General features: G+C 67.3%; 34 protein-coding genes and 1 pseudogene. All 35 read left to right on the top strand.

Annotation, left to right across the window (positions count from 1 at the left end; translation table 11 throughout):
• The first annotated feature begins 6 nt into the window (after window positions 1-6).
• Complete coding sequence (locus ABI385_RS11855) at window positions 7-486, top strand: hypothetical protein (protein ID WP_348103949.1); 480 nt, start codon at window positions 7-9, stop codon at window positions 484-486.
• 336 nt (window positions 487-822) lie between these two features.
• Complete coding sequence (rpsL, locus tag ABI385_RS11850; RefSeq protein WP_348103948.1) at window positions 823-1197, top strand: 30S ribosomal protein S12; 375 nt, start codon at window positions 823-825, stop codon at window positions 1195-1197.
• The gene (gene rpsG / locus ABI385_RS11845) at window positions 1197-1667 is read left to right on the top strand and encodes a 30S ribosomal protein S7 (RefSeq protein ID WP_348103947.1); all 471 of its coding nucleotides are present in this window, start codon (window positions 1197-1199) and stop codon (window positions 1665-1667) included. The genes rpsL and rpsG overlap by 1 nt, the downstream gene beginning before the upstream one ends.
• 166 nt (window positions 1668-1833) lie before the next feature.
• The gene (fusA, locus tag ABI385_RS11840; RefSeq protein WP_348103946.1) at window positions 1834-3936 is read left to right on the top strand and encodes an elongation factor G; all 2103 of its coding nucleotides are present in this window, start codon (window positions 1834-1836) and stop codon (window positions 3934-3936) included.
• 163 nt (window positions 3937-4099) lie between these two features.
• Window positions 4100-5296 carry an elongation factor Tu gene (gene tuf, locus ABI385_RS11835; RefSeq protein ID WP_348103945.1) on the top strand — a complete coding sequence of 399 codons (1197 nt, stop codon included), beginning with the start codon at window positions 4100-4102 and terminating at the stop codon, window positions 5294-5296.
• Window positions 5297-5511: 215 nt separating this feature from the next.
• Window positions 5512-6825: a M18 family aminopeptidase gene (locus ABI385_RS11830; RefSeq protein WP_348103944.1), complete on the top strand. Its 1314-nt coding sequence runs from the start codon at window positions 5512-5514 to the stop codon at window positions 6823-6825.
• Between the two features lie 531 nt (window positions 6826-7356).
• Complete coding sequence (rpsJ, locus tag ABI385_RS11825) at window positions 7357-7665, top strand: 30S ribosomal protein S10 (protein WP_110852528.1); 309 nt, start codon at window positions 7357-7359, stop codon at window positions 7663-7665.
• A 17-nt stretch (window positions 7666-7682) separates the two neighbouring features.
• Window positions 7683-8339, top strand: coding sequence for a 50S ribosomal protein L3 (gene rplC, locus ABI385_RS11820; protein ID WP_348103943.1), 657 nt, complete (start codon window positions 7683-7685; stop codon window positions 8337-8339).
• Between the two features lie 4 nt (window positions 8340-8343).
• Window positions 8344-9006, top strand: coding sequence for a 50S ribosomal protein L4 (gene rplD, locus ABI385_RS11815; RefSeq protein WP_348103942.1), 663 nt, complete (start codon window positions 8344-8346; stop codon window positions 9004-9006).
• The gene (gene rplW, locus ABI385_RS11810) at window positions 9003-9302 is read left to right on the top strand and encodes a 50S ribosomal protein L23 (protein ID WP_348103941.1); all 300 of its coding nucleotides are present in this window, start codon (window positions 9003-9005) and stop codon (window positions 9300-9302) included. The genes rplD and rplW overlap by 4 nt, the downstream gene beginning before the upstream one ends.
• Window positions 9303-9350: 48 nt before the next feature.
• Window positions 9351-10187, top strand: a complete 837-nt coding sequence (gene rplB / locus ABI385_RS11805) for a 50S ribosomal protein L2 (protein ID WP_348103940.1) — start codon at window positions 9351-9353, stop codon at window positions 10185-10187.
• Window positions 10188-10283: 96 nt separating this feature from the next.
• Window positions 10284-10565 (top strand): 30S ribosomal protein S19, encoded by a 282-nt coding sequence (gene rpsS / locus ABI385_RS11800; RefSeq protein WP_348103939.1) that lies wholly within the window; start codon window positions 10284-10286, stop codon window positions 10563-10565.
• A 59-nt stretch (window positions 10566-10624) separates the two neighbouring features.
• Complete coding sequence (gene rplV / locus ABI385_RS11795; RefSeq protein ID WP_348103955.1) at window positions 10625-11050, top strand: 50S ribosomal protein L22; 426 nt, start codon at window positions 10625-10627, stop codon at window positions 11048-11050.
• A complete protein-coding gene (gene rpsC / locus ABI385_RS11790) occupies window positions 11050-11880 on the top strand; it encodes a 30S ribosomal protein S3 (RefSeq protein WP_348103938.1) in 831 nt (276 codons plus the stop codon). Before rplV ends, rpsC begins: the two co-directional genes overlap by 1 nt.
• A 2-nt stretch (window positions 11881-11882) precedes the next feature.
• Window positions 11883-12302, top strand: a complete 420-nt coding sequence (gene rplP / locus ABI385_RS11785; protein WP_348103937.1) for a 50S ribosomal protein L16 — start codon at window positions 11883-11885, stop codon at window positions 12300-12302.
• The gene (gene rpmC / locus ABI385_RS11780; RefSeq protein ID WP_348103936.1) at window positions 12302-12655 is read left to right on the top strand and encodes a 50S ribosomal protein L29; all 354 of its coding nucleotides are present in this window, start codon (window positions 12302-12304) and stop codon (window positions 12653-12655) included. The genes rplP and rpmC overlap by 1 nt, the downstream gene beginning before the upstream one ends.
• Entirely contained in the window at window positions 12652-13011 is a 360-nt protein-coding gene (gene rpsQ, locus ABI385_RS11775; RefSeq protein ID WP_348103935.1) for a 30S ribosomal protein S17, read from the top strand. The genes rpmC and rpsQ overlap by 4 nt, the downstream gene beginning before the upstream one ends.
• Window positions 13008-13376, top strand: a complete 369-nt coding sequence (rplN, locus tag ABI385_RS11770; RefSeq protein WP_348103934.1) for a 50S ribosomal protein L14 — start codon at window positions 13008-13010, stop codon at window positions 13374-13376. The genes rpsQ and rplN overlap by 4 nt, the downstream gene beginning before the upstream one ends.
• Entirely contained in the window at window positions 13376-13744 is a 369-nt protein-coding gene (rplX, locus tag ABI385_RS11765) for a 50S ribosomal protein L24 (protein WP_348103933.1), read from the top strand. The genes rplN and rplX overlap by 1 nt, the downstream gene beginning before the upstream one ends.
• Window positions 13744-14310, top strand: coding sequence for a 50S ribosomal protein L5 (gene rplE, locus ABI385_RS11760; RefSeq protein ID WP_348103932.1), 567 nt, complete (start codon window positions 13744-13746; stop codon window positions 14308-14310). Before rplX ends, rplE begins: the two co-directional genes overlap by 1 nt.
• 4 nt (window positions 14311-14314) lie before the next feature.
• Window positions 14315-14500, top strand: coding sequence for a type Z 30S ribosomal protein S14 (locus ABI385_RS11755; protein WP_295700625.1), 186 nt, complete (start codon window positions 14315-14317; stop codon window positions 14498-14500).
• Window positions 14501-14649: 149 nt separating this feature from the next.
• The gene (gene rpsH / locus ABI385_RS11750) at window positions 14650-15048 is read left to right on the top strand and encodes a 30S ribosomal protein S8 (protein ID WP_348103931.1); all 399 of its coding nucleotides are present in this window, start codon (window positions 14650-14652) and stop codon (window positions 15046-15048) included.
• A gap of 12 nt (window positions 15049-15060) precedes the next feature.
• Window positions 15061-15600, top strand: coding sequence for a 50S ribosomal protein L6 (rplF, locus tag ABI385_RS11745; protein WP_348103930.1), 540 nt, complete (start codon window positions 15061-15063; stop codon window positions 15598-15600).
• 3 nt (window positions 15601-15603) lie between these two features.
• Entirely contained in the window at window positions 15604-15990 is a 387-nt protein-coding gene (rplR, locus tag ABI385_RS11740; protein ID WP_348103929.1) for a 50S ribosomal protein L18, read from the top strand.
• Between the two features lie 46 nt (window positions 15991-16036).
• On the top strand, window positions 16037-16732 hold the full coding sequence (gene rpsE / locus ABI385_RS11735; protein WP_348103928.1) for a 30S ribosomal protein S5: 696 nt from the start codon (window positions 16037-16039) through the stop codon (window positions 16730-16732).
• Complete coding sequence (gene rpmD, locus ABI385_RS11730) at window positions 16732-16923, top strand: 50S ribosomal protein L30 (protein WP_348103927.1); 192 nt, start codon at window positions 16732-16734, stop codon at window positions 16921-16923. The genes rpsE and rpmD overlap by 1 nt, the downstream gene beginning before the upstream one ends.
• A 1-nt stretch (window position 16924) precedes the next feature.
• Window positions 16925-17413, top strand: coding sequence for a 50S ribosomal protein L15 (gene rplO / locus ABI385_RS11725; RefSeq protein WP_348103926.1), 489 nt, complete (start codon window positions 16925-16927; stop codon window positions 17411-17413).
• Window positions 17414-17634: 221 nt separating this feature from the next.
• Window positions 17635-18951, top strand: a complete 1317-nt coding sequence (gene secY / locus ABI385_RS11720) for a preprotein translocase subunit SecY (protein WP_348103925.1) — start codon at window positions 17635-17637, stop codon at window positions 18949-18951.
• Window positions 18952-18956: 5 nt separating this feature from the next.
• Complete coding sequence (locus ABI385_RS11715; protein WP_348103954.1) at window positions 18957-19523, top strand: adenylate kinase; 567 nt, start codon at window positions 18957-18959, stop codon at window positions 19521-19523.
• 25 nt (window positions 19524-19548) lie between these two features.
• Entirely contained in the window at window positions 19549-20409 is an 861-nt protein-coding gene (map, locus tag ABI385_RS11710; RefSeq protein WP_348103924.1) for a type I methionyl aminopeptidase, read from the top strand.
• Between the two features lie 264 nt (window positions 20410-20673).
• Window positions 20674-20895, top strand: a complete 222-nt coding sequence (gene infA, locus ABI385_RS11705) for a translation initiation factor IF-1 (RefSeq protein WP_141846521.1) — start codon at window positions 20674-20676, stop codon at window positions 20893-20895.
• A 118-nt stretch (window positions 20896-21013) separates the two neighbouring features.
• Window positions 21014-21127 (top strand): 50S ribosomal protein L36, encoded by a 114-nt coding sequence (rpmJ, locus tag ABI385_RS11700; RefSeq protein WP_006592630.1) that lies wholly within the window; start codon window positions 21014-21016, stop codon window positions 21125-21127.
• A gap of 213 nt (window positions 21128-21340) precedes the next feature.
• On the top strand, window positions 21341-21718 hold the full coding sequence (gene rpsM, locus ABI385_RS11695) for a 30S ribosomal protein S13 (RefSeq protein WP_348103923.1): 378 nt from the start codon (window positions 21341-21343) through the stop codon (window positions 21716-21718).
• Window positions 21718-22125, top strand: coding sequence for a 30S ribosomal protein S11 (gene rpsK / locus ABI385_RS11690; protein ID WP_348103922.1), 408 nt, complete (start codon window positions 21718-21720; stop codon window positions 22123-22125). Before rpsM ends, rpsK begins: the two co-directional genes overlap by 1 nt.
• A 38-nt stretch (window positions 22126-22163) precedes the next feature.
• Window positions 22164-22246, top strand: a pseudogene (locus ABI385_RS11685) (30S ribosomal protein S4); the annotation flags it as partial.

Here is a 22246-nt window from a genome sequence, read left to right as displayed (position 1 = left end):
GGGTTCGTGACCGCCACGACCATCGTCCTCACCGAGGTCCCGCTGAAAGCGCTCGACGTGACCCGGATCGTCAGCCTCCACGACGGCGACGAGCCCGTGTTCCGCCTCCTCGTGCCCGCCGACACCAAGCGCAACGTCCTCGTGTCGGTGTTGAACCACCTGAGCCTGTTCGAGATGCGTGAGGCCCTCGAGTCGCTCAAGCCGATCGACAAGGCCGGAGCCCGCACCGATGCTCAAGAGACGCTCGACGTGAGCCTCAAGGAGCTCGCCGACGCCGGTGTTACGGCGACGGGGGAGGTCACCGAGGACGACCCGCTGCCGACGCTGGAGGCGGAGCTCGCCCGTCTCGGCGCGACGGAGGTCTTCATCGTGACCGAGCCGCATGCGGTGCAGGACACCTTCCATACCGACTGGGCAAGCGAGGCCCGCGAACGGCTGGGCGTACCGGTGCTGCACATCTACAGCGGCGACTGGCGTATCGGCTGACCCGAACTGATTTGGCCGCCTGTGCCACCGGCGGTATCCTTGGAAACTGTGTCTGGGTTCGCCTGGACGCATGCTCACGCAGAGCCCGCGCCGGCTCCCGGGTTGTCCGGAACCGATCGGCACAGGCTCACATCTCTCGCCGGGCAGCTCACGTCAGCCGGGACAGGCTCTAGGCCTGTGCCAGTCGTCGTGAGCAGTGCAGGGGAGAGCGCCACAAGCGGCATCCGCAGAGTTCACCCTGGCCGACACGCCCGGGTGCGGGAGTCGGGCGTGGTTATCCCAAGGAGACCCGCCGCACGGCGGGACAGACCACAGACACGACATACGGAGAACAGGTTGCCCACGATCAACCAGCTGGTGCGCAAGGGCCGTCAGGACAAGGTCGGCAAGACCAAGACCCCAGCGCTCAAGGGCTCACCCCAGCGACGCGGGGTGTGCACGCGCGTCTACACCACCACCCCCAAGAAGCCGAACTCGGCGCTGCGCAAGGTCGCGCGCGTCAAGCTGACCTCGGGTATCGAGGTCACGGCCTACATCCCGGGCGTCGGCCACAACCTGCAGGAGCACTCCATCGTGCTCGTGCGCGGCGGCCGGGTGAAGGATCTCCCCGGTGTCCGCTACAAGATCGTGCGTGGCTCGCTGGATGCCCAGGGCGTCCGCGGCCGCAAGCAGGCCCGTTCCCGTTACGGCGCCAAGAAGGAGAAGAGCTGATGCCTCGCAAGGGACCCGCTCCGAAGCGGCCGCTGGTCGTCGACCCCGTGCACAACAGCCCGCTGGTCACCCAGCTGGTCAACAAGATCCTCCTCGACGGCAAGAAGTCGATCGCGGAGACCATCGTCTACGGCGCCCTCGAAGGGGCCCGCCAGAAGACCGGCACCGACCCGGTGGCCACCCTCAAGCGCGCGCTCGACAACATCAAGCCCGCGCTCGAGGTCAAGTCCCGCCGCGTCGGCGGTGCGACCTACCAGGTTCCGATCGAGGTCAAGCCCGGTCGGTCCACGACGCTGGCCCTGCGCTGGCTGGTGGGCTACTCCCGGCAGCGCCGTGAGAAGACCATGACCGAGCGCCTCATGAACGAGATCCTCGACGCCAGCAACGGCCTCGGCGCCGCGGTCAAGCGCCGTGAGGACACGCACAAGATGGCCGAGTCGAACAAGGCCTTCGCGCACTACCGCTGGTGACCGGCGCAGCTGGTATGTCGGGCCGAGGCACGTCCGTCGCGCACGCTGCGCGCCGGTCTCGGCAGGCATACCAGCGGCTGCTCCGGTGTTCTACTTCCGGGCGCTAACGACCCTTGAGCTTTTGCATGACCGTTCACGACACACGAACTGAGATGAGACACGACCCGTGGCACTCGACGTCCTGACGGACCTCACGATGGTCCGCAACATCGGCATCATGGCGCACATCGACGCCGGCAAGACGACCACGACCGAGCGCATCCTCTTCTATACCGGTATCAACTACAAGATCGGTGAGGTCCACGACGGCGCCGCCACGATGGACTGGATGGAGCAGGAGCAGGAGCGCGGCATCACGATCACGTCCGCCGCGACGACGACCTTCTGGAAGAACCACCAGATCAACCTGATCGACACCCCCGGGCACGTCGACTTCACCGTCGAGGTAGAGCGCAACCTGCGCGTCCTCGACGGCGCCGTCGCCGTGTTCGACGGCAAGGAAGGCGTCGAGCCCCAGTCCGAGACGGTGTGGCGCCAGGCAGACAAGTACGTCGTGCCGCGGATCTGCTTCGTCAACAAGATGGACAAGCTGGGTGCCGACTTCTACTTCACGGTCAAGACCATCGTGGAACGCCTCGGCGCGTCGCCGTTGGTCATGCAGCTCCCGATCGGTTCCGAGAGCGACTTCATCGGTGTCGTCGACCTGGTGACCATGAAGGCGTTCGTCTGGCACGGCGAGACCAAGCTCGGCGAGGACTACGAGATCGAGGAAATCCCGGCCGACCTGGTCGAGCGGGCGCAGCAGTACCGCCACGAGCTCGTCGAGCGTGTCGCCGAGGGTGACGACGTGCTCATGGAGAAGTACCTCGAGGGCGAGGAGCTGACCAACGCCGAGATCCAGGCCGGGGTGCGGGCGCTCACCATCGCCGGCGAGGTCAACCCGGTGTTCTGTGGGACAGCGTTCAAGAACAAGGGCGTCCAGCCGATGCTCGACGCCGTCATCGCCTACCTGCCGAGCCCCCTCGACGTGCCTCCGATGATCGGCCACAAGCCGAACCACGAGGAGGTGGAGATCATCCGCGCGCCGTCCACCAAGGAGCCGTTCTCGGCGTTGGCGTTCAAGATCGCTTCGCACCCCTTCTTCGGCAAGCTCACCTATATCCGGGTCTACTCCGGCGAGGTGTCTGCCGGCGCTCAGGTCCTCAACTCGACCAAGGGCAAGAAGGAGCGCATCGGCAAGATCTTCCAGATGCACTCCAACAAGGAGAACCCCGTCGACAAGGCCTCGGCCGGCCACATCTACGCGGTCATCGGTCTCAAGGACACGACGACCGGCGAGACGCTGTGCGACCAGGCCGACCCGATCGTGCTCGAGTCGATGACCTTCCCCGACCCCGTGATCTCGGTCGCCATCGAGCCCAAGACCAAGGGTGACCAGGAGAAGCTCGGCACCGCGATCCAGAAGCTGGCCGAGGAGGACCCCACCTTCCAGGTGCAGCAGGACGACGAGACCGGGCAGACCATCATCAAGGGCATGGGCGAGCTCCACCTCGACATCCTGGTCGACCGGATGCGGCGCGAGTTCAATGTCGAGGCCAACGTCGGCAAGCCCCAGGTCGCCTACCGCGAGACGATCCGCCGCAAGGTCGAGAAGCTGGACTACGTCCACAAGAAGCAGACCGGTGGGTCGGGTCAGTACGCCAAGGTCCAGGTGACCATCGAGCCGCTCGACACTCACGAGGGTGAGATGTACCAGTTCGAGAACAAGGTCACCGGTGGTCGCATCCCACGCGAGTACATCCCGTCGGTCGACCAGGGCATCCAGGACGCCATGCAGTACGGCGTGCTTGCCGGCTACCCGCTCGTCGGTATCAAGGCCACCCTGCTGGACGGCGCCTACCACGAGGTCGACTCCTCGGAGATGGCGTTCAAGATCGCCGGCTCCATGGTGCTCAAGGACGCCGTCCGCAAGGCGGACCCGGTCCTGCTCGAGCCCATGATGGCCGTCGAGGTGCGCACCCCAGAGGACTACATGGGCGATGTCATCGGTGACATCAACTCCCGCCGTGGCCAGATCCAGGCCATGGAGGACATCAGCGGTGCCAAGGTCGTCCGCGGCCTCGTCCCCCTGTCGGAGATGTTCGGGTACGTCGGAGACCTGCGGTCCAAGACCCAGGGTCGGGCCAACTACTCCATGCAGTTCGACTCCTACGCCGAGGTCCCCAAGGCCGTGGCCGAGGAGATCATCAAGAAGACCCGGGGAGAGTGACGGGACTTTCGGGTCTCCCACGTCCCGTAGGCTGACCTACCGGGAAAACCAGCGTTGTAGGCATACGCACCACCCCGCACCACCACCCAGATCCACCAGCACGCGCCACGTCCAGCCATAGGTCGACAGGCGTAACACCAGAGAAGTCCTGAGGAGGACCACAGTGGCGAAGGCAAAGTTCGAGCGGACCAAGCCGCACGTCAACATCGGCACCATTGGTCACATCGACCATGGCAAGACGACGCTGACGGCAGCGATCTCCAAGGTCCTGCACGACAAGTTCCCCACGCTGAACCCGCAGTTCGCGTTCGACGACATCGACAAGGCGCCCGAGGAGAAGCAGCGCGGCATCACGATCTCCATCGCGCACATCGAGTACCAGACCGAGGGGCGACACTACGCGCACGTCGACTGCCCGGGTCACGCCGACTACGTCAAGAACATGATCACCGGTGCGGCCCAGATGGACGGCGCGATCCTCGTGGTCGCGGCGACCGACGGTCCGATGCCGCAGACGCGTGAGCACGTGGTGCTCGCCCGTCAGGTCGGCGTCCCCTACATCGTCGTGGCGCTCAACAAGGCCGACATGGTCGACGACGAGGAGATCCTCGAGCTCGTCGAGCTGGAGGTCCGCGAGCTGCTGTCGTCCTACGAGTTCCCCGGCGACGACCTTCCGGTCATCCGTGTCTCGGCGCTCAAGGCGCTCGAGGGCGACGAGGCGTGGGGCAAGACGGTCTTGGAGCTCATGGACGCGGTCGACGCGTCCGTCCCCATGCCGGAGCGCGACGAGGACAAACCGGTCCTCATGCCCGTCGAGGACGTCTTCACGATCACCGGTCGTGGCACCGTCGTCACCGGCCGCATCGAGCGCGGCACCCTCAAGGTCAACGAAGAGGTCGAGATCGTCGGCATCCACACGGGACCGCCGGCGAAGACGATCGTCACCGGCATCGAGATGTTCCGCAAGCTGCTCGACGAGGGACGCGCCGGCGAGAACGTCGGACTGCTGCTGCGTGGCACCAAACGCGAGGACGTCCAGCGCGGCCAGGTCGTGGCTAAGCCGAAGTCGATCACGCCGCACACGAACTTCGACGCGAACGTCTACATCCTGTCCAAGGACGAGGGTGGCCGGCACACGCCGTTCTACGACAACTACCGTCCGCAGTTCTACTTCCGCACCACCGACGTGACCGGTGTCGTCAAGCTCCCCGAGGGCACCGAGATGGTCATGCCCGGTGACAACACCGAGATGTCGGTCGAGCTGATCCAGCCGATCGCCATGGAGGACGGTCTGCGCTTCGCGATCCGCGAGGGCGGCCGCACCGTCGGCGCCGGGCGCGTCACGAAGATCACCCAGTGATCTGACGCTTCCCTCAGCACCACAGGTAGGGCCCCGGGACTTCGGTACCGGGGCCCTGCGCTTTCCCGGCCTGTGCATGGCGCAGCACCGGGTCCGGCCCTCAGCCCACCGCATACCGGGTGCTGAGCGGTAGGGCTGAACCGGGCAGGGCTGAACCGGGCAGGGCTGCACTGGGCAGGGCTGAACCGGGCAGGGCGCGGCATACAGTGACGGGCGTGGCCGGCCCGATCTCGCACTTCGACACAGACACCGAGGCTCAGGGGCTCGTCGACTTCGTCGACGCGTCGCCGTCACCGTTCCACGTCGTGCGCACGGCCGCCGGGCTCCTCGAGGCCTCCGGTTTCCGTGAGGTCAGCGAGCAAGACGCGTTCCCTACCGCGGCCGGCCGGCACTACCTGGTACGCGGCGGCTCGATCATCGCCTGGAGCACGGACGACCGACCCGTGCCGCTGCGCTCGTTCCGGGTCGTCGGCGCGCATACCGACAGCCCGAACCTGCGGATCAAGCCGCAGCCCGACCTCGCCCGCGCGGGGGTCCAGCTGCTCGGTGTCGAGCCCTACGGAGGCCCGCTCCTCAGCTCCTGGCTGGACCGCGACCTCGGGTTGTCCGGGCGGGTCGCCGTGCGCGACGGCAACAGCGTCGGCACCCGGCTGCTGACGGTGAACGAGCCGATCCTGCGGGTCGCGCAGCTCGCGATCCACCTCGACCCGGCAGCCCGTGAGGGACTGGTCCTCAACGCCCAGCAGCACCTGTCGCCCTTGTGGGCCGTCGGAGACCAGCCGGGAGACTTCCGCGGGTGGCTGGCCGAGCAGGTCGGCGTCGGCGCCGAGGACGTCCTCGCCTGGGACGTGATGACCCATGTATGCCAGCCATCCCGGCGGATCGGTCGTGACCTCGAGTTCGTGGCTGCGCCCCGTCTGGACAACCAGATGACCTGCCGGGCCGGCCTGGCGGCTCTGCTGCACGCGGTCGAGGCGCCGGGGGAGCACGTGCCGGTCCTCGTGCTGTTCGACCACGAGGAAGCCGGGAGCATGTCGGAGCGCGGGGCGCACTCGACGCTGCTGCCGCAGGTTCTCGAACGGATCGTGCTGGCCGGGGGAGGCAGCCGCGAGGACCTGTTCCGCGCTTTCGCCGGGTCGGTGGTCGCCTCGGGCGACATGGCTCACGCGACACATCCCAACTACGCCGACCGCCACGAGCCGCAGCACCAGATCGCCATGGACGGGGGACCGGTGCTCAAGGTCAACACCGGGCTGAAGTACGCCACCGACGCGGTGGGAGCCGGTGTCTTCACCCTGGCCTGCGAGCAGGCCGGCGTCCCCATGCAGCGGTACATCGTGCGCAGCGACCTGCCCTCCGGCAGCACGGTCGGGCCGATGACGTCGGCCCTGACCGGAGCGACCACCGTCGACGTCGGGGCACCGATCTTGTCGATGCACAGCTCGAGGGAGATGTGCGCGGCAACCGGCCCGGCGATGTATGCGGCCGCGCTCGCCGCGTTCCTCGCCCCGCCTCACCCCCAGCGCTGAGCACCGGACTCTGATGTTTGCCGGTCCTGAGCCGGCGCCGACGACCGGACTCTGATGTTTGCCGATCCTGAGCCGGCGCGGCCCGAGAAACCCGGGGACATCTGAGTTCGGTGGGTGGGAGAGGCGGGAATGAGAGGGGCGACGTCGTGGCTGAGGTAGGACAGCGGGCGGGAGCAGGGAGCAGGGAGCAGGGAGCAATGCGGCCCGGATTTGATCGGGTGGCGTCCGCTCTGGCACACTAGGGAAGTTGCTTGACGCGCATGGGTGACGGATGTCGTCCACGCCACCCCTCGTAGGAATGCTGGCCTATGCCAGCGTGCCGGACACCGTGTGTGGCCCGAGGGAAGCGCGGGCACCCGGTTGATCGGGATCCGACCACCGTCGACGGACACCAAGGTGTCAGGAGACGGGCCGCGGAGCGGGCGACACACCCGAGCGCGGGGGTCGGGCCGGCGAGCACGACCTGATCGTGATGAGCAGGCAAGACAGCAGAACGAAGCAGATGTCCGGCGAGTAGAGAGACTGACCCAGATGGCGGGACAGAAGATCCGCATCCGACTGAAGTCGTATGACCACGAGGTCATCGACAGCTCGGCGCGCAAGATCGTCGACACGGTGACCCGTGCCGGTGCAACGGTCGTCGGCCCCGTGCCGCTGCCGACGGAGAAGAACGTCTTCGTCGTGATCCGGTCACCCCACAAGTACAAGGACAGCCGCGAGCAGTTCGAGATGCGCACACACAAGCGTCTGATCGACATCATCGACCCGACGCCGAAGGCGGTCGACTCGCTGATGCGACTCGACCTCCCGGCCGACGTCAACATCGAGATCAAGCTCTGATCGAGGATTCGACCACCATGACTCACACCACCGTTAAGACCGTCAAGGGCGTTCTCGGCGAGAAGCTCGGCATGACCCAGGTCTGGGACGCCGACAACCGCCTCGTGCCCGTGACCGTCGTCAAGGCCGGCCCGTGCGTCGTCACCCAGGTGCGCGACGCCGACACCGACGGCTACGCCGCGGTCCAGATCGCCTACGGCGAGATCGATCCCCGCAGGGTCAACAAGCCCATGAAGGGCCACTTCGAGAAGGCCGGCGTCACCCCGCGCCGCCACCTCGTCGAGCTGCGCACGGCCAACTCGGCCGACTACTCGCTCGGCCAGGAAGTCACCGTGGAGGTCTTCGAGGCCGGCCAGCTGGTCGACGCGAGTGGGCGTACCAAGGGCAAGGGTTTTGCCGGTGTCATGAAGCGACACGGCTTCCATGGAGTCTCGTCCTCGCACGGCTCACACAAGAACCACCGCAAGCCGGGCTCCATCGGCGCCTGCTCGACCCCCGGTCGCGTGTTCAAGGGCATGCGCATGGCGGGCCGCATGGGTGGCCAGAACCAGACCACCCAGAACCTCACCATCCACGCCGTGGACGCCGAGAGGGGCCTGCTGCTCATCAAGGGTGCCGTCCCCGGCCCCCGCGGTGGCACCGTCCTCGTGCGCTCGGCCGCGAAGGGAGCCTGACCTCATGGCCACCATCACCACCCGTCAGGTGGCGGACCTGCCGGCCGAGATCTTCGACGTGCAGACCAACGTCCCCCTCATCCACCAGGTCGTCGTCGCGCAGCTCGCGGCCGCCCGTCAGGGCACGCACTCGACGAAGACCCGTGGAGAGGTCCGCGGCGGCGGCGCCAAGCCGTACCGCCAGAAGGGCACCGGCCGGGCCCGCCAGGGTTCGACCCGGGCTCCGCAGTTCGCCGGCGGTGGCGTCGTCCACGGCCCGAAGCCGCGCGACTACAGCCAGCGCACGCCCAAGAAGATGAAGGCCGCCGCCCTGCGTGGCGCCTTGTCCGACCGGGCCCGTCACCAGCGCATCCACGTCATCGACAGCCTTGTCACGGGCGACGCCCCGTCGGCGAAGCAGGCCTCCGTGGCGCTCTCGGGTCTGAGCGAGCGCCCGAACCTGCTCGTCGTCCTCGAGCGCGGTGACCGGGTCTCGTGGAAGAGCGTGCAGAACCTCGACGACGTCCACGTCCTCGTCTCCGACCAGCTCAACACCTACGACGTGCTGTGCGCCGACGACGTGCTCTTCACTCAGGGCGCGCTGGACGCGTTCATCGCGGCCGCCACCAAGTCGGTGCCCGCTGCCCCGTCGACCGCCGCTACCACTGCATCGGAGGACACCAAGTGAGCATCCACCTCAAGGACCCTCGCGACATCCTCATCTCCCCGGTCGTCTCGGAGAAGTCCTACGGCCTGCTCGACGAGGGCAAGTACACCTTCGTCGTCGACCCCCGGGCGAACAAGACCGAGATCAAGATCGCGATCGAGCAGATCTTCAAGGTCAAGGTCGACTCGGTGCACACCCTGAACCGCAAGGGCAAGACTCGCCGGACCCGTTTCGGCACCGGGAAGCGTAAGGACACCAAGCGCGCGATCGTCACCCTTCGTGAAGGCTCCATCGACATCTTCGGCGCGAGCGCCTGAGACGCCTGGCGCCGAAGAAACTGACGAGGACTCAAGGGAAACAACACCATGGCTATCCGTAAGTACAAGCCGACCACACCGGGCCGTCGCGGCTCGTCGGTCGCCGACTTCGTCGAGGTCACGCGCACCACGCCGGAGAAGTCGCTGGTCCGGCCGCTCACCAAGAGCGGCGGCCGCAACAACGCCGGTCGGATCACCACCCGTCACATCGGTGGTGGGCACAAGCGCGCCTACCGTGTCATCGACTTCCGTCGGCACGACAAGGACGGCGTGCCGGCGACGGTCGCTCACATCGAGTACGACCCCAACCGCACGGCTCGCATCGCGCTGCTGCACTACGCCGACGGCGAGAAGCGCTACATCCTGGCGCCGAACCGCCTGAAGCAAGGTGACCGCATCGAGAACGGGGCCGGCGCCGACATCAAGCCCGGCAACGCCCTCCCGCTGCGCAACATCCCGGTCGGCACCACCGTGCATGCCATCGAGCTCAAGCCCGGGGGCGGCGCCAAGATCGCCCGCTCGGCCGGCTCGAAGGTGCAGCTCGTCGCCAAGGACGGGCCTTACGCCCAGATGCGTATGCCGTCCGGCGAGATCCGCAACATCGACCTGCGCTGCCGCGCGACCGTCGGTGAGGTCGGCAACGCGGAGCAGAGCAACATCAACTGGGGCAAGGCCGGCCGGATGCGGTGGAAGGGCAAGCGCCCGACCGTCCGTGGTGTCGCGATGAACCCCGTCGACCACCCGCACGGTGGTGGCGAGGGCAAGACCTCCGGTGGACGTCACCCGGTCAGTCCGTGGGGACAGGCCGAGGGTCGCACCCGCAGGCCCAACAAGGAAAGCGACAAGCTGATCGTTCGTCGCCGCCGTTCTGGCAAGAAGCGCTGATGCGAGGCGACAGCGAAGTGAGCATCGTAGGCGCGCCAGCGCCGAGGAGCGGAGCGAGCGCGCAGCCGAGCCGAGGAAACATGGAGCTTAAGAAAAATGCCTCGTAGTCTCAAGAAGGGCCCCTTCATCGACGACCACCTTCAAAAGAAGGTGGACGTCCAGAACGAAGCGGGCACCAAGAACGTCATCAAGACCTGGTCGCGTCGTTCGGTCGTGAGCCCGGACATGCTCGGCCACACCCTCGCCGTCCACGACGGTCGCAAGCACGTCCCGGTGTTCGTCACCGAGTCGATGGTCGGCCATAAGCTCGGCGAGTTCGCCCCGACGCGGACCTTCCGTGGTCACGTCAAGGACGACAAGAAGGGACGTCGTCGCTGATGGCTACCCCCACCACCACTCAGGGCACTCAGGGCACTCAGGTCACCGAGACGCCCGTCGTGACTGCCACCGCGCAGGCCCGGCACGTCCGCGTGACCCCTCAGAAGGCGCGCCGCGTCGTGGACCTGATCCGCGGCAAGGTCGCCACCGACGCCGTGTCCGTGCTCCAGTTCGCGCCGCAGGCTGCGGCCGAGCCGGTGCGCAAGGTGCTCGAGAGCGCCATCGCCAACGCGCGGGTCAAGGCCGACCGCGCCTCCGAGGCCTTCGACGAGCGGACCCTGGTCATCCAGTCCGTGTTCGTCGACGAAGGCCCCACGATGAAGCGGTTCCGTCCTCGTGCGCAGGGTCGCGCGAGCCGGATCAACAAGCGTACGAGCCACATCACGGTCGTTGTCGCGCCCACCGGTAAGGCCGTGGCAGCTCCTCGCCATCGCTCGGCAGGCGCTACCACCAAGGTCACCACACGTCAGGGAGGCACCCGCTAATGGGTCAGAAGGTCAACCCGCACGGGTTCCGTCTCGGCATCACGACCGAGCACGTGAGCCGCTGGTTCGCGGACAGCACCAAGGAAGGCCAGCGTTACCGTGACTACGTCAAGGAAGACGTGGCCATCCGCAAGCTCATGGCGACCGGCATGGAGCGCGCCGGCATCTCGCGTGTCGAGATCGAGCGCACCCGGGACCGCGTCCGCGTGGACATCCACACGGCCCGCCCCGGCATCGTCATCGGCCGCCGTGGCGCCGAGGCCGACCGGATCCGCGGCGAGCTCGAGAAGCTGACGGGCAAGCAGGTCCAGCTGAACATCCTCGAGGTCAAGAACCCCGAGATCGACTCCCAGCTGGTCGCCCAGGGCATCGCCGAGCAGCTTGCGGCCCGCGTGTCATTTCGGCGCGCGATGCGCAAGGGTATGCAGTCCGCCCAGCGCGCGGGCGCCAAGGGCATCCGGGTGCAGTGCTCCGGTCGGCTCCAGGGCGCGGAGATGTCGCGTTCGGAGTTCTACCGCGAGGGTCGCGTCCCGCTGCACACGTTGCGCGCCAACATCGACTACGGCTTCTACGAGGCCCGCACCACTTTTGGTCGCATCGGCGTGAAGGTCTGGATCTACAAGGGCGACGTCACGGCCCGCGAGCTCGCGCAGCAGCAGGCGGCCGCGCCGCGCGCCCCCCGGAGCCCGCGCCGCGACGGACCCGACCGCGCCGAGCGTCCCACGCGCGCCCGGCGTCCCGACAGCGCGGAGTCCGGCACCGCCGACTCCGGTCAGCAGGGCCAGGTTGCCGTCGCCGCGGCGCCCGCCGCCCAGAATGAGCAGGCCTGACGATGTTGATTCCCCGTCGCGTCAAGCACCGCAAGCAGCACCACCCGGGTCGTTCCGGGGCTGCGACCGGTGGCACGCGCATCGCGTTCGGCGACTACGGCCTGCAGGCCCTGGAGCCCGCCTACGTGACGAACCGGCAGATCGAGTCCGCGCGTATCGCCATGACCCGCTTCATGAAGCGTGGCGGCAAGGTGTGGATCAACATCTACCCGGACCGTCCGCTCACCAAGAAGCCAGCCGAGACCCGGATGGGTTCCGGCAAGGGCTCTCCGGAGTGGTGGATCGCCAACGTCAAGCCCGGTCGGGTGATGTTCGAGGTGTCCGGCGTGCCGGAGCCCGTCGCCCGCGAGGCGATGCGTCTGGCCATGCACAAGCTCCCCATGAAGTGCCGCTTCGTTCGGCGTGAAGGTGGTGACATCTGATGGCAGTCGGGACCAAGGACCTGACGTCCGAGAACCTGCGTGGTCTCGAGGACGAGCGGCTCGTCGACGAGCTGCGCAAGGCCAAGGAGGAGCTGTTCAACCTCCGCTTCCAGTCGGCCACCGGCCAGCTGGACAACCACGGCCGGCTCCGCGCTGTCCGCAAGGACATCGCCCGGATCTACACCGAGATGCACGAGCGCGAGCTCGGCATCGGGCTGCCGCCCTCCAAGGCGGCAGCAGCTGCCGGCACGGCGACCGTCACGGACGCCAAGGCAGACAAGAAGGCCGCCAAGGCCGAGAAGAAGGCCAAGAAGGCCGGAAAAGCCGACAACACGGCCGAGGACGCATCATGAGTGACGTAACCCGCACGGACGACAAGACAACCCAGGCGACCCAGACAACCCAGGTCAGCCAGGCGAGCGAGGCGAGTGACGCCGGCCGAGCGACTGACGCCGAGGCGCGCCAGCACCGCAAGGCCCGCCAGGGCTACGTGGTCAGCGACAAGATGGACAAGACCGTCGTCGTCGAGGTCGAGGACCGTGTCAAGCACCCTCTCTACGGCAAGGTCCTGCGTCGCACCAGCAAGGTCAAGGCGCACGACGAGGCCAACGCGGCCGGTGTGGGTGACCGCGTCCTGATCATGGAGACCCGTCCGCTGTCGGCGACCAAGCGCTGGCGCGTGGTGGAGATTTTGGAGAAGGCGAAGTGATCCAGCAGGAGTCGCGACTACGCGTCGCCGACAACACCGGTGCGAAGGAGATCCTCTGCATCCGGGTGCTCGGTGGCTCAGGCCGTCGGTACGCCGGTATCGGGGACACCATCGTCGCCACGGTCAAGGACGCGATCCCCGGCGGCAACGTCAAGAAGGGTGACGTCGTCAAGGCCGTCATCGTGCGCACCGTCAAGGAGCGCCGTCGCCCGGACGGGTCCTACATCAAGTTCGACGAGAACGCCGCCGTCATCCTCAAGGCCGACGGCGACCCTCGCGGCACGCGCATCTTCGGCCCCGTCGGCCGTGAGCTGCGCGAGAAGAAGTTCATGAAGATCATCTCGTTGGCGCCGGAGGTGCTGTGATGGCCACAGGCATGAAGATCAAGAAGGGCGACCTCGTCCAGGTCGTCTCCGGACGCGCGCAGAAGAACGGCGGCGACCGGGGCAAGCAGGGCAAGGTCATCGCCGTCTACCCCGACACCTCTCGCGTGCTCGTCGAGGGCATCAACCGCGTGACCAAGCACGTCAAGGCCGGCGCCAGCGCTCGCGGTACCCAGACCGGCGGCCTGGTGCACGCGGAGGCCCCGATCCACGTGAGCAACGTCGCGGTCGTCGATCCCGACACGAAGAAGCCGACACGCATCCGTACAAGGGTCGAGACGATGGAGCGCGACGGTCGCCAGAAGACGACCCGCACCCGTGTGGCTGTGCGCTCCGGTAAGGACCTCTGATGTCAGACACGATCACCAGCACGTCTCCGCGCCTCAAGCAGCGCTACCGCGACGAGATCAAGCCGGCCCTGCGTGACCAGTTCTCCTACGGGAACGTCATGGAGGTCCCCGGAGTCGTCAAGGTCGTCGTCAACATGGGCGTCGGAGACGCCGCGAAGGACAGCAAGCTCATCGAGGGCGCCGTGCGCGACCTGTCGGCGATCACCGGCCAGAAGCCGATCGTTACCAAGGCGCGCAAGTCGATCGCCCAGTTCAAGCTGCGTGAGGGGATGCCGATCGGTGCGCACACGACCCTGCGCGGCGACCGGATGTGGGAGTTCCTCGACCGTCTCGTGACGATCGCCCTCCCGCGCATCCGTGACTTCCGTGGTCTGTCGCCGAAGCAGTTCGACGGCAAGGGCAACTACACGTTCGGGCTGACCGAGCAGTCGATGTTCCACGAGATCGACCAGGACCGCATCGACCGGGTCCGGGGCATGGACATCACCGTGGTCACCACCGCCACCAACGACGACGAAGGCCGCGCCCTGCTCAAGGCTCTCGGCTTCCCGTTCAAGGAGAACTGAGCACATGGCCAAGACCGCCCTCGTCAACAAGGCGAACGCGAAGCCCAAGTTCAAGGTCCGCGGCTACACCCGGTGCCAGCGCTGCGGCCGACCGCACTCCGTCTACCGAAAGTTCGGCCTCTGCCGGATCTGCCTGCGGGAGATGGCGCACCGCGGGGAGCTGCCTGGCGTGACCAAGAGCTCCTGGTAACCGTCGGGGGGCTCCGCCCCCCGAAAACCCGCGTGGTCGCCTCAGGCTCCGCATCCCGAACAACTCCTCTGCAACACAGAAACATCGAAGGTCGGCACCAACGCTTCGCGTCGCTGCTGAAACCACGGTGAGGAAGGGCAAGAGCCCACATGACCATGACTGACCCGATTGCGGACATGCTGACCCGCGTCCGGAACGCCAACTCGGCGCACCACGACGACGTGTCCATGCCGTTCTCCAACCTCAAGTCCCACATCGCCGAGATCCTCCAGGCCGAGGGCTACATCGCCGCCTGGAAGGTCGAGGACGCCGAGGTCGGCCAGACGCTGACCATCGACCTCAAGTACGGCCCCAACCGGGAGCGTTCGATCGCCGGAGTGCGTCGGGTCTCGAAGCCGGGTCTGCGGGTCTACGCGAAGTCGACCAACCTCCCGAAGGTGCTCGGCGGCCTCGGTGTGGCCATCATTTCCACGTCGTCCGGCCTGTTGACCGACAGGCAGGCGGCCCAAAAGGGAGTGGGCGGGGAAGTCCTCGCCTACGTCTGGTAAGGGGAAGCTGACATGTCGCGTATCGGACGCCTTCCTGTCACCGTGCCCGCCGGGGTCGACGTGACCATCGCCGGCCAGGCCGTCTCGGTGAAAGGGCCGAAGGGCCAGCTCGCCCTGACCGTCCCCGAGCCGATCACCGTCGCCAAGGGCGACACCGGAGCTGTCGAGGTGGCCCGGCCCGACGACGAGCGCGTCTCGCGCTCGCTGCACGGCCTGACCCGCTCGCTCATCAACAACATGGTCCTCGGTGTCACCGAGGGGTATGAGAAGAAGATGGAGATCCACGGCACCGGGTACCGCGTGGCCAACACTGGGGGCAACCTCGTGTTCTCCCTCGGCTACAGCCACTCCATCACCATCGAGGCTCCCGCGGGCATCACTTTCGCGGTCGAGAACCCCACCCGGTTCTCGGTCCAGGGCATCGACAAGCAGCAGGTCGGCGAGATCGCCGCCAACATCCGCAAGCTCCGTAAGCCCGACCCGTACAAAGGCAAGGGCGTGCGGTATGCGGGCGAGACGATCCGCCGCAAGGTCGGAAAGGCCGGGAAGTAAGCCATGGCAGCTCATCACTCACGGACCATCAAGCGCGGCAGGTCCAAGGCCGCCGCCCGGGTCCGGCGTCAGGTTCGCGGCCGCAAGCGCATCACCGGCACGTCCGAGCGCCCGCGGTTGGTCGTGTCCCGGTCCAGCCGCCACCTGTTCGTCCAGGTCGTCGACGACACCGAGGGTCGCACGGTGGCCCACGCGTCGACGATGGAGGCCGACCTGCGCTCCTTCGATGGCGACAAGACGGCCAAGGCCAAGAAGGTGGGCGAGCTCGTCGCCGCCCGCGCCAAGGACGCCGGAGTCGAGGCGGTCGTGTTCGACCGTGGCGGCAACAAGTATCACGGCCGGGTCGCGGCGATCGCCGACGGCGCTCGCGAAGGCGGTCTGAGCCTGTGAGCACTCTGCAGTCTGTACACACCATTGTTGAGATGAGGAATATCTGATGCCCGGACCACAGCGTCGAGGCACCACGGGAGCCGGAGCCGGCGCCACCGGCGCCACCGGCGACCGGAACGACCGCCGCTCCGGCGGTCGTGACAACCGCGACAGCCGCGGCCCGCGCGACCAGGCCGAGAAGAGCCAGTACATCGAGCGCGTCGTGACGATCAACCGCGTCTCCAAGGTCGTCAAGGGTGGCCGCCGGTTCAGCTTCACCGCCCTGGTCGTCGTCGGAGACGGCGACGGCACCGTGGGTGTCGGCTACGGCAAGGCCAAGGAGGTGCCCGCGGCGATCGCCAAGGGCGTCGAGGAGGCCAAGAAGGCGTTCTTCAAGGTCCCCCGCATCCAGGGCACCATCCCGCACCCCGTGCAGGGTGAGGCTGCCGCAGGCGTCGTCATGCTCCGTCCGGCCTCGCCGGGTACCGGTGTCATCGCCGGTGGCCCGGTGCGCGCCGTCCTCGAGTGCGCGGGCGTTCGCGACGTGCTGAGCAAGTCGCTCGGCTCGTCGAATGCCATCAACATCGTCCACGCGACGGTCGCGGCCCTGCAGGGCCTCGAGCGTCCCGAGGAGGTTGCGGCCCGCCGTGGCCTCTCCTTGGAGCAGGTGGCCCCGGCCGCCATGCTGCGGGCCCAGGCTGCCGGCGTCAAGGAGCGCTCAGAGCGCTCAGGTGCCCTGGCCGGCTCGGGAGCGGGTGCCTGATGGCGCGGCTCAAAGTGACCCAGACCCGTTCCGACATCGGGGGCAAGCGCAACCACCGCGAGACGCTGCGCACCCTCGGGCTCAAGCGCATCGGCGACGTCGTCGTCAAGGAGGACCGTCCCGAGATCCGCGGGATGGTCAAGACGGTGACGCACCTCGTTGCTATGCAGGTTATCGAGGAGGTTGACTGACATGGCCGAGACAGCCAAGAAGAACGACAGCGGTATCCCGCCAGAGGGCACTGCCCTGAAGGTGCACCACCTGCGTCCCGCCCCCGGAGCCAGGACCGCCAAGACCCGCGTGGGTCGTGGCGAGGGCTCCAAGGGCAAGACCGCCGGGCGCGGCACCAAGGGCACCAAGGCCCGCTACCAGGTGCCGGCCCGGTTCGAGGGTGGGCAGATGCCGCTGCACATGCGGCTGCCCAAGCTGCGCGGTTTCACCAACCCGTTCCGCGTCGAGTACCAGGTCGTCAACCTTGACCGCCTGTCGGCGCTCTACCCCGACGGCGGCGATGTCACCGTCGAGGACCTGGTGGCCAAAGGTGCCGTCCGGGACGGTCATGTGGTCAAGGTGCTCGGCACCGGCGACCTGAGCGTGGCGGTCAACGTCACGGTGCACAAGTTCTCGGGTTCCGCCAAGGACAAGATCGAGGCGGCCGGCGGGTCGGCGACGACCCTCTGACCGGCACAGCCCTCCGTATGCCGGCCGGCACCCGCCACGGGTGCCGGCCGTCCGGCATACCGGGGGGTGCGCGCACGGTAGTCTCTCGGGGTTGACCTTCGGTCGACTCTCGATCGACTCTCGTCTGTTCGACACCCGTCCTCGCACCGCCGTTCCACCCCCGCACCACAGCTAAGTCAGGTCGCGCGAGCTCACCGCTCGGCGCCCATCAGGAGGATCTGTTGCTCTCGGCCTTCGTTCGTGCGTTCAAGACGCCCGACCTGCGCAAGAAGCTGCTGTTCACGCTCTTCATCATCGGGATCTACCGTCTCGGTACCGCCGTGCCCACCCCCGGCGTCGACTACACCAAGGTGCGGGGCTGTCTGGCGGGCGCCGACCCGCAGTCGGGGTTCATCGGGCTCGCGAACCTGTTCAGTGGCGGGGCACTGCTCCAGCTGTCGATCTTCGCGCTCGGCATCATGCCCTACATCACGGCGAGCATCATCGTGCAGCTGCTGACGGTGGTGATCCCGCGGTTCGAGGCTCTCAAGAAGGAGGGCCAGGCCGGTCAGACGAAGATGACGCAGTACACGCGTTATCTCACCATCGGGCTGGCCGTGCTGCAGTCCTCCACGCTGATCACCTTCGCGCGCAACCCGCAGCAGATCTTCGGCCAGTCCTGCACGACGATCATGACCGACCAGAACATGACGACCATCGTCATCATGGTGCTGACGCTGACCGCCGGCACCGGCCTGATCATGTGGATGGGCGAGCTGCTCACCGACCACGGCATCGGCAACGGGATGTCGGTGCTGATCTTCACCTCGATCGCCTCGGGTTTCCCCACGTCGCTGTGGGCGATCCAGCAGAAGGACGGCCGCTGGGACGTCTTCTTCGGCATCATCCTGCTGGGCTTCGTCATCATGGCGTTGGTCATCTTCGTGGAGCAGTCGCAGCGGCGAGTGCCCGTGCAGTACGCGAAGCGGCAGGTCGGACGTCGCATGTATGGGGGCAGCTCCACCTACATCCCGCTCAAGGTCAACATGGCCGGTGTCATCCCGGTCATCTTCGCCAGCTCCCTGCTCTCGCTTCCAGCCCTGGTGGCGCAGTTCAACCGACCGACCGACGGCACCGCCGGGCCGGTATGGGTGCAGTGGATCTCCGACAACCTCACCCGTGGCGACCATTGGAGCTACATGGTCCTCTACGTCGTGCTCATCCTCTTCTTCACGTTCTTCTACGTCTCGATCACGTTCAACCCGACCGAGGTCGCGGACAACATGAAGAAGTACGGCGGCTTCATCCCCGGCATCCGGGCCGGCCGTCCGACCGCCGAGTACCTCGACTACGTCCTGACCCGGATCACCGTGCCCGGTGCGATCTACCTTGCCGTGATCTCGTTGATCCCGCTGATCGCCCTCGTGGCGGTCGGTGCCAACCAGAACTTCCCGTTCGGAGGGACCTCGATCCTGATCATCGTCGGCGTCGGCCTCGAGACGGTGAAGCAGATCCAGGCCCAGCTGCAGCAGCGTCACTACGAAGGGTTCCTGCGGTGAGGCGAATGATCATCATGGGCCCGCCCGGGGCCGGCAAGGGCACCCAGGCGGGGCGGGTAGCCGAGCGGTTCGGCATCCCTGCCATCTCCACCGGCGACATCTTCCGGTCCAACATCAAGAACGGCACCGACCTCGGCCGGCAGGTCGAGGCCATCCTGTCCTCGGGGGGATACGTCCCCGACCAGATGACCAACGAGATCGTGCGCGACCGGCTCGCCTGGGCTGACGCCGCTCCGGGCTTCCTGCTCGACGGCTACCCGCGCACGACCGGCCAGGTCGACTTCCTGGACAAGGTCCTGGCCGCGTCGGGTCACCCCCTCGACGGCGTAATCGTGCTGACCGTGGACGAGGACGCCGTGGTGGCGCGGCTGCACAAGCGTGCGGAGACCGAGGGTCGAGCCGACGACACGGAAGAGGTCATCCGCGAGCGCCAGGCCATCTACCGCGCCGAGACCGCCCCGTTGATCGCGATCTACGCCGAACACGGGATCCTCGTTGAGGTCGACGGCATGGGCACCGTCGACGAGGTCACCGAGCGACTGGTCAAGGCGCTCGACGCCGACCGTCCATGAGCCTCGTGGTCCTGGTGGTCCGGTGATGTTCGGTCGGCGACCGACCCCGGCCAAGACGGACGAGCAGCTGCTTCTGATGCGGCGCGCCGGTCTTCTCGTCGGCCAGACCCTCGAGCTGCTGTCATCCAGGGTCGAAGCGGGCCTCACCACGCTCGACCTCGACGCGCTCGCCGAGGAGTTCATCCGCTCCCATGGTGCGGTGCCCAACTTCCAGCTGGTCCCTGGTTATGCGCACACCCTCTGCACGAGCGTCAACGACGAGGTCGTCCACGGCATACCCGGTCATCGGGTCCTGCAAGACGGTGACCTGCTGTCGATCGACTGCGGCGCCCAGCTCGACGGCTGGAACGGCGACGCGGCCCGGTCCTTGATAGTGGGGCCCGTGGGGGTGCTTGACCAGCACGGACCTGAGCGTTCAGAGGACCTGGAGCTCGTCACGGCCACGGAGGACGCCCTGTGGGCCGGCATCGTCGCGCTCGAGGTGGGGGAGCGGCTGTACGCCGTGGGCGAGGCGGTCGAGGCCAGCGTCCAGGGCGCATCGGCCCGGCGCGGACGCGACTACGGGATCATCGAGGAGTACGTCGGGCACGGCATCGGCCGGTCCATGCACGAGGACCCGCAGATCCCCAACTACGCGGTCCGGGACCGCGGTCCGACGGTCAGATCGGGGTTCACCGGAGCCATCGAACCGATGGTGACGCTGGGTTCGGCGCAGACCCGCGTGCTGGACGACGACTGGACTGTGGTGACGGCTGACGGGTCCCGGGCGGCCCACTGGGAGCACTCGGTGGCCGTGACCGACAACGGGCTGTGTGTTCTCACGGCCGTCGACGGTGGCCGGTCGCGGCTGGAAGCGAGCGGGGCGGCATACCTGCCCCTCGACTGAGTTTCCCCATCCCACGCGACCGAACTCACGTTGTGCCCGGTTTCCGGGCCCCCAAGACCCCCGAAACCCATAGCAACGTGAGTCCAGACGCGGCATGCGTGAGTTCGGTCGTGCGGAGGTCGCGGATTAGGACGGGACCACCCCCCTGCCGTAAGATTGAGCGTTGGGCGCCGCGTGCTCGGGCGCCCTTATCTGCGACACCCCCTACGAGCGCGCACCGGGGTTCCCACACGGGGAGTCCCTCACGACGGATTGACGGAGGATATGGCCAAGAAGGACGGTGTCATCGAGATCGAGGGCACGATCGTCGAGGCTCTCCCGAACGCGATGTTCCGGGTCGAGCTGAGCAACGGGCACAAGGTGCTCGCCCACATCTCGGGCAAGATGCGCCAGCACTACATCCGGATCCTTCCCGAGGACCGCGTGGTAGTGGAGCTGTCGCCTTATGACCTCGACCGCGGCCGCATCGTCTTCCGTTACCGCTGAACTGCCGCTCGAACCCGTTTGACCCAGCACCACCCGTACCACCCCGTACCACCCCGTACCACCCCGTACCACCGAGTCCCACCCAGCTCGATAACTCCACACAGAGGACACGAGGCAGATGAAGGTCCAGCCGAGCGTCAAGAAGATCTGCGACAAGTGCAAGGTGATCCGCCGCAACGGTCGGGTCATGGTGATCTGCGAGAACCTGCGCCACAAACAGCGCCAGGGCTGAGCAGAGCAGCCGGCACGACACGCCCGCGCTTCACGACCGCACCCGAAGTACGACACGAACGCAGCACCCGGCCCCTGGGGATCACACCCCAGGACGTCACCCCCGGCTCGGAGGCCGGGGACCGGAACGCCCACGCGCACGAGCGCGGGCCACGCACCACCGGAACGGTGACTGCTCCAGACCTCCGGACATCCCCCAAGGGAGAACCACCACATGGCACGACTTGTCGGTGTCGACCTGCCGCGCGAGAAGCGCGTCGAGGTTGCACTCACGTACATCTATGGAGTGGGTCGCACCCGCTCGACCCAGGCGCTGGCCGCCACGGGCGTCAGCCCCGACACCCGCGTCCGGGACCTCTCGGACGCCGAGCTGGTCCAGCTCCGGGACTTCCTCGAGGGCAACTTCAAGATCGAGGGTGACCTGCGACGCGAGGTCGCGGCCGACATCCGCCGCAAGGTCGAGATCGGCTCCTACGAGGGCCTGCGCCACCGACGTGGCCTTCCCGTGCGCGGTCAGCGTACGAAGACCAACGCGCGCACCCGCAAGGGTCCCAAGCGCACCGTCGCCGGCAAGAAGAAGGTTGGAAAGTAATGCCTCCCCAGAAGCGCGCTGCGGCCGGTGCCAAGAAGGTCCGCCGCAAGGAGAAGAAGAACATCGCCCACGGGCACGCTCACATCAAGAGCACGTTCAACAACACGATCATCTCGATCACGGACCCCACCGGCAACGTGATCGCGTGGGCCTCCGCCGGCCAGGTCGGCTTCAAGGGCTCGCGCAAGTCCACCCCGTTCGCCGCGCAGATGGCCGCCGAGGCTGCCGCCCGCCGCGCGATGGAGCACGGTATGCGTCGGGTCGACGTCTTCGTCAAGGGTCCCGGTTCCGGCCGTGAGACCGCGATCCGCTCCCTGACCGCCGCCGGCCTCGAGGTCGGCGCGATCAGCGACGTCACGCCCTCGCCGCACAACGGTGTCCGCCCGCCCAAGCGCCGTCGCGTCTGACCGGCTGAGAACCACAGATCCAGGAGACCTGAAACGCTATGGCTCGGTACACCGGCCCCATCACCAAGAAGTCCCGTCGGCTCAAGGTCGACCTCGTCGGCGGCGACAAGAACTTCGACCT

The sequence above is a fragment of the Lapillicoccus sp. genome (assembly GCF_039935575.1).
Lineage (GTDB): Bacteria > Actinomycetota > Actinomycetes > Actinomycetales > Dermatophilaceae > Lapillicoccus.
Note: the sequence above shows the minus strand (reverse complement) of the source record. Positions and strands in the feature narration are given on the sequence as shown.

Bases quoted from the DNA above. Each gene is read 5' to 3' on its own strand.
- rplO (WP_348103926.1), top strand. From the start codon at position 16,925: ATGGCCGAGACAGCCAAGAAGAACGACAGCGGTATCCCGCCAGAGGGC.
- rplX (WP_348103933.1), top strand. From the start codon at position 13,376: ATGGCCACAGGCATGAAGATCAAGAAGGGCGACCTCGTCCAGGTCGTC.
- rpsK (WP_348103922.1), top strand. From the start codon at position 21,718: ATGCCTCCCCAGAAGCGCGCTGCGGCCGGTGCCAAGAAGGTCCGCCGC.
- rplF (WP_348103930.1), top strand. From the start codon at position 15,061: ATGTCGCGTATCGGACGCCTTCCTGTCACCGTGCCCGCCGGGGTCGAC.
- rpsE (WP_348103928.1), top strand. From the start codon at position 16,037: ATGCCCGGACCACAGCGTCGAGGCACCACGGGAGCCGGAGCCGGCGCC.
- rplE (WP_348103932.1), top strand. From the start codon at position 13,744: ATGTCAGACACGATCACCAGCACGTCTCCGCGCCTCAAGCAGCGCTAC.
- rplP (WP_348103937.1), top strand. From the start codon at position 11,883: ATGTTGATTCCCCGTCGCGTCAAGCACCGCAAGCAGCACCACCCGGGT.
- rpsC (WP_348103938.1), top strand. From the start codon at position 11,050: ATGGGTCAGAAGGTCAACCCGCACGGGTTCCGTCTCGGCATCACGACC.
- rpsS (WP_348103939.1), top strand. From the start codon at position 10,284: ATGCCTCGTAGTCTCAAGAAGGGCCCCTTCATCGACGACCACCTTCAA.
- rpsJ (WP_110852528.1), top strand. From the start codon at position 7,357: ATGGCGGGACAGAAGATCCGCATCCGACTGAAGTCGTATGACCACGAG.
- rpmD (WP_348103927.1), top strand. From the start codon at position 16,732: ATGGCGCGGCTCAAAGTGACCCAGACCCGTTCCGACATCGGGGGCAAG.
- rpmJ (WP_006592630.1), top strand. From the start codon at position 21,014: ATGAAGGTCCAGCCGAGCGTCAAGAAGATCTGCGACAAGTGCAAGGTG.
- rpmC (WP_348103936.1), top strand. From the start codon at position 12,302: ATGGCAGTCGGGACCAAGGACCTGACGTCCGAGAACCTGCGTGGTCTC.
- ABI385_RS11755 (WP_295700625.1), top strand. From the start codon at position 14,315: ATGGCCAAGACCGCCCTCGTCAACAAGGCGAACGCGAAGCCCAAGTTC.
- rpsQ (WP_348103935.1), top strand. From the start codon at position 12,652: ATGAGTGACGTAACCCGCACGGACGACAAGACAACCCAGGCGACCCAG.
- rplC (WP_348103943.1), top strand. From the start codon at position 7,683: ATGACTCACACCACCGTTAAGACCGTCAAGGGCGTTCTCGGCGAGAAG.
- infA (WP_141846521.1), top strand. From the start codon at position 20,674: ATGGCCAAGAAGGACGGTGTCATCGAGATCGAGGGCACGATCGTCGAG.
- rplR (WP_348103929.1), top strand. From the start codon at position 15,604: ATGGCAGCTCATCACTCACGGACCATCAAGCGCGGCAGGTCCAAGGCC.
- map (WP_348103924.1), top strand. From the start codon at position 19,549: ATGTTCGGTCGGCGACCGACCCCGGCCAAGACGGACGAGCAGCTGCTT.
- rplB (WP_348103940.1), top strand. From the start codon at position 9,351: ATGGCTATCCGTAAGTACAAGCCGACCACACCGGGCCGTCGCGGCTCG.
- rpsH (WP_348103931.1), top strand. From the start codon at position 14,650: ATGACCATGACTGACCCGATTGCGGACATGCTGACCCGCGTCCGGAAC.
- ABI385_RS11715 (WP_348103954.1), top strand. From the start codon at position 18,957: ATGATCATCATGGGCCCGCCCGGGGCCGGCAAGGGCACCCAGGCGGGG.
- rplD (WP_348103942.1), top strand. From the start codon at position 8,344: ATGGCCACCATCACCACCCGTCAGGTGGCGGACCTGCCGGCCGAGATC.
- rpsG (WP_348103947.1), top strand. From the start codon at position 1,197: ATGCCTCGCAAGGGACCCGCTCCGAAGCGGCCGCTGGTCGTCGACCCC.
- rpsM (WP_348103923.1), top strand. From the start codon at position 21,341: ATGGCACGACTTGTCGGTGTCGACCTGCCGCGCGAGAAGCGCGTCGAG.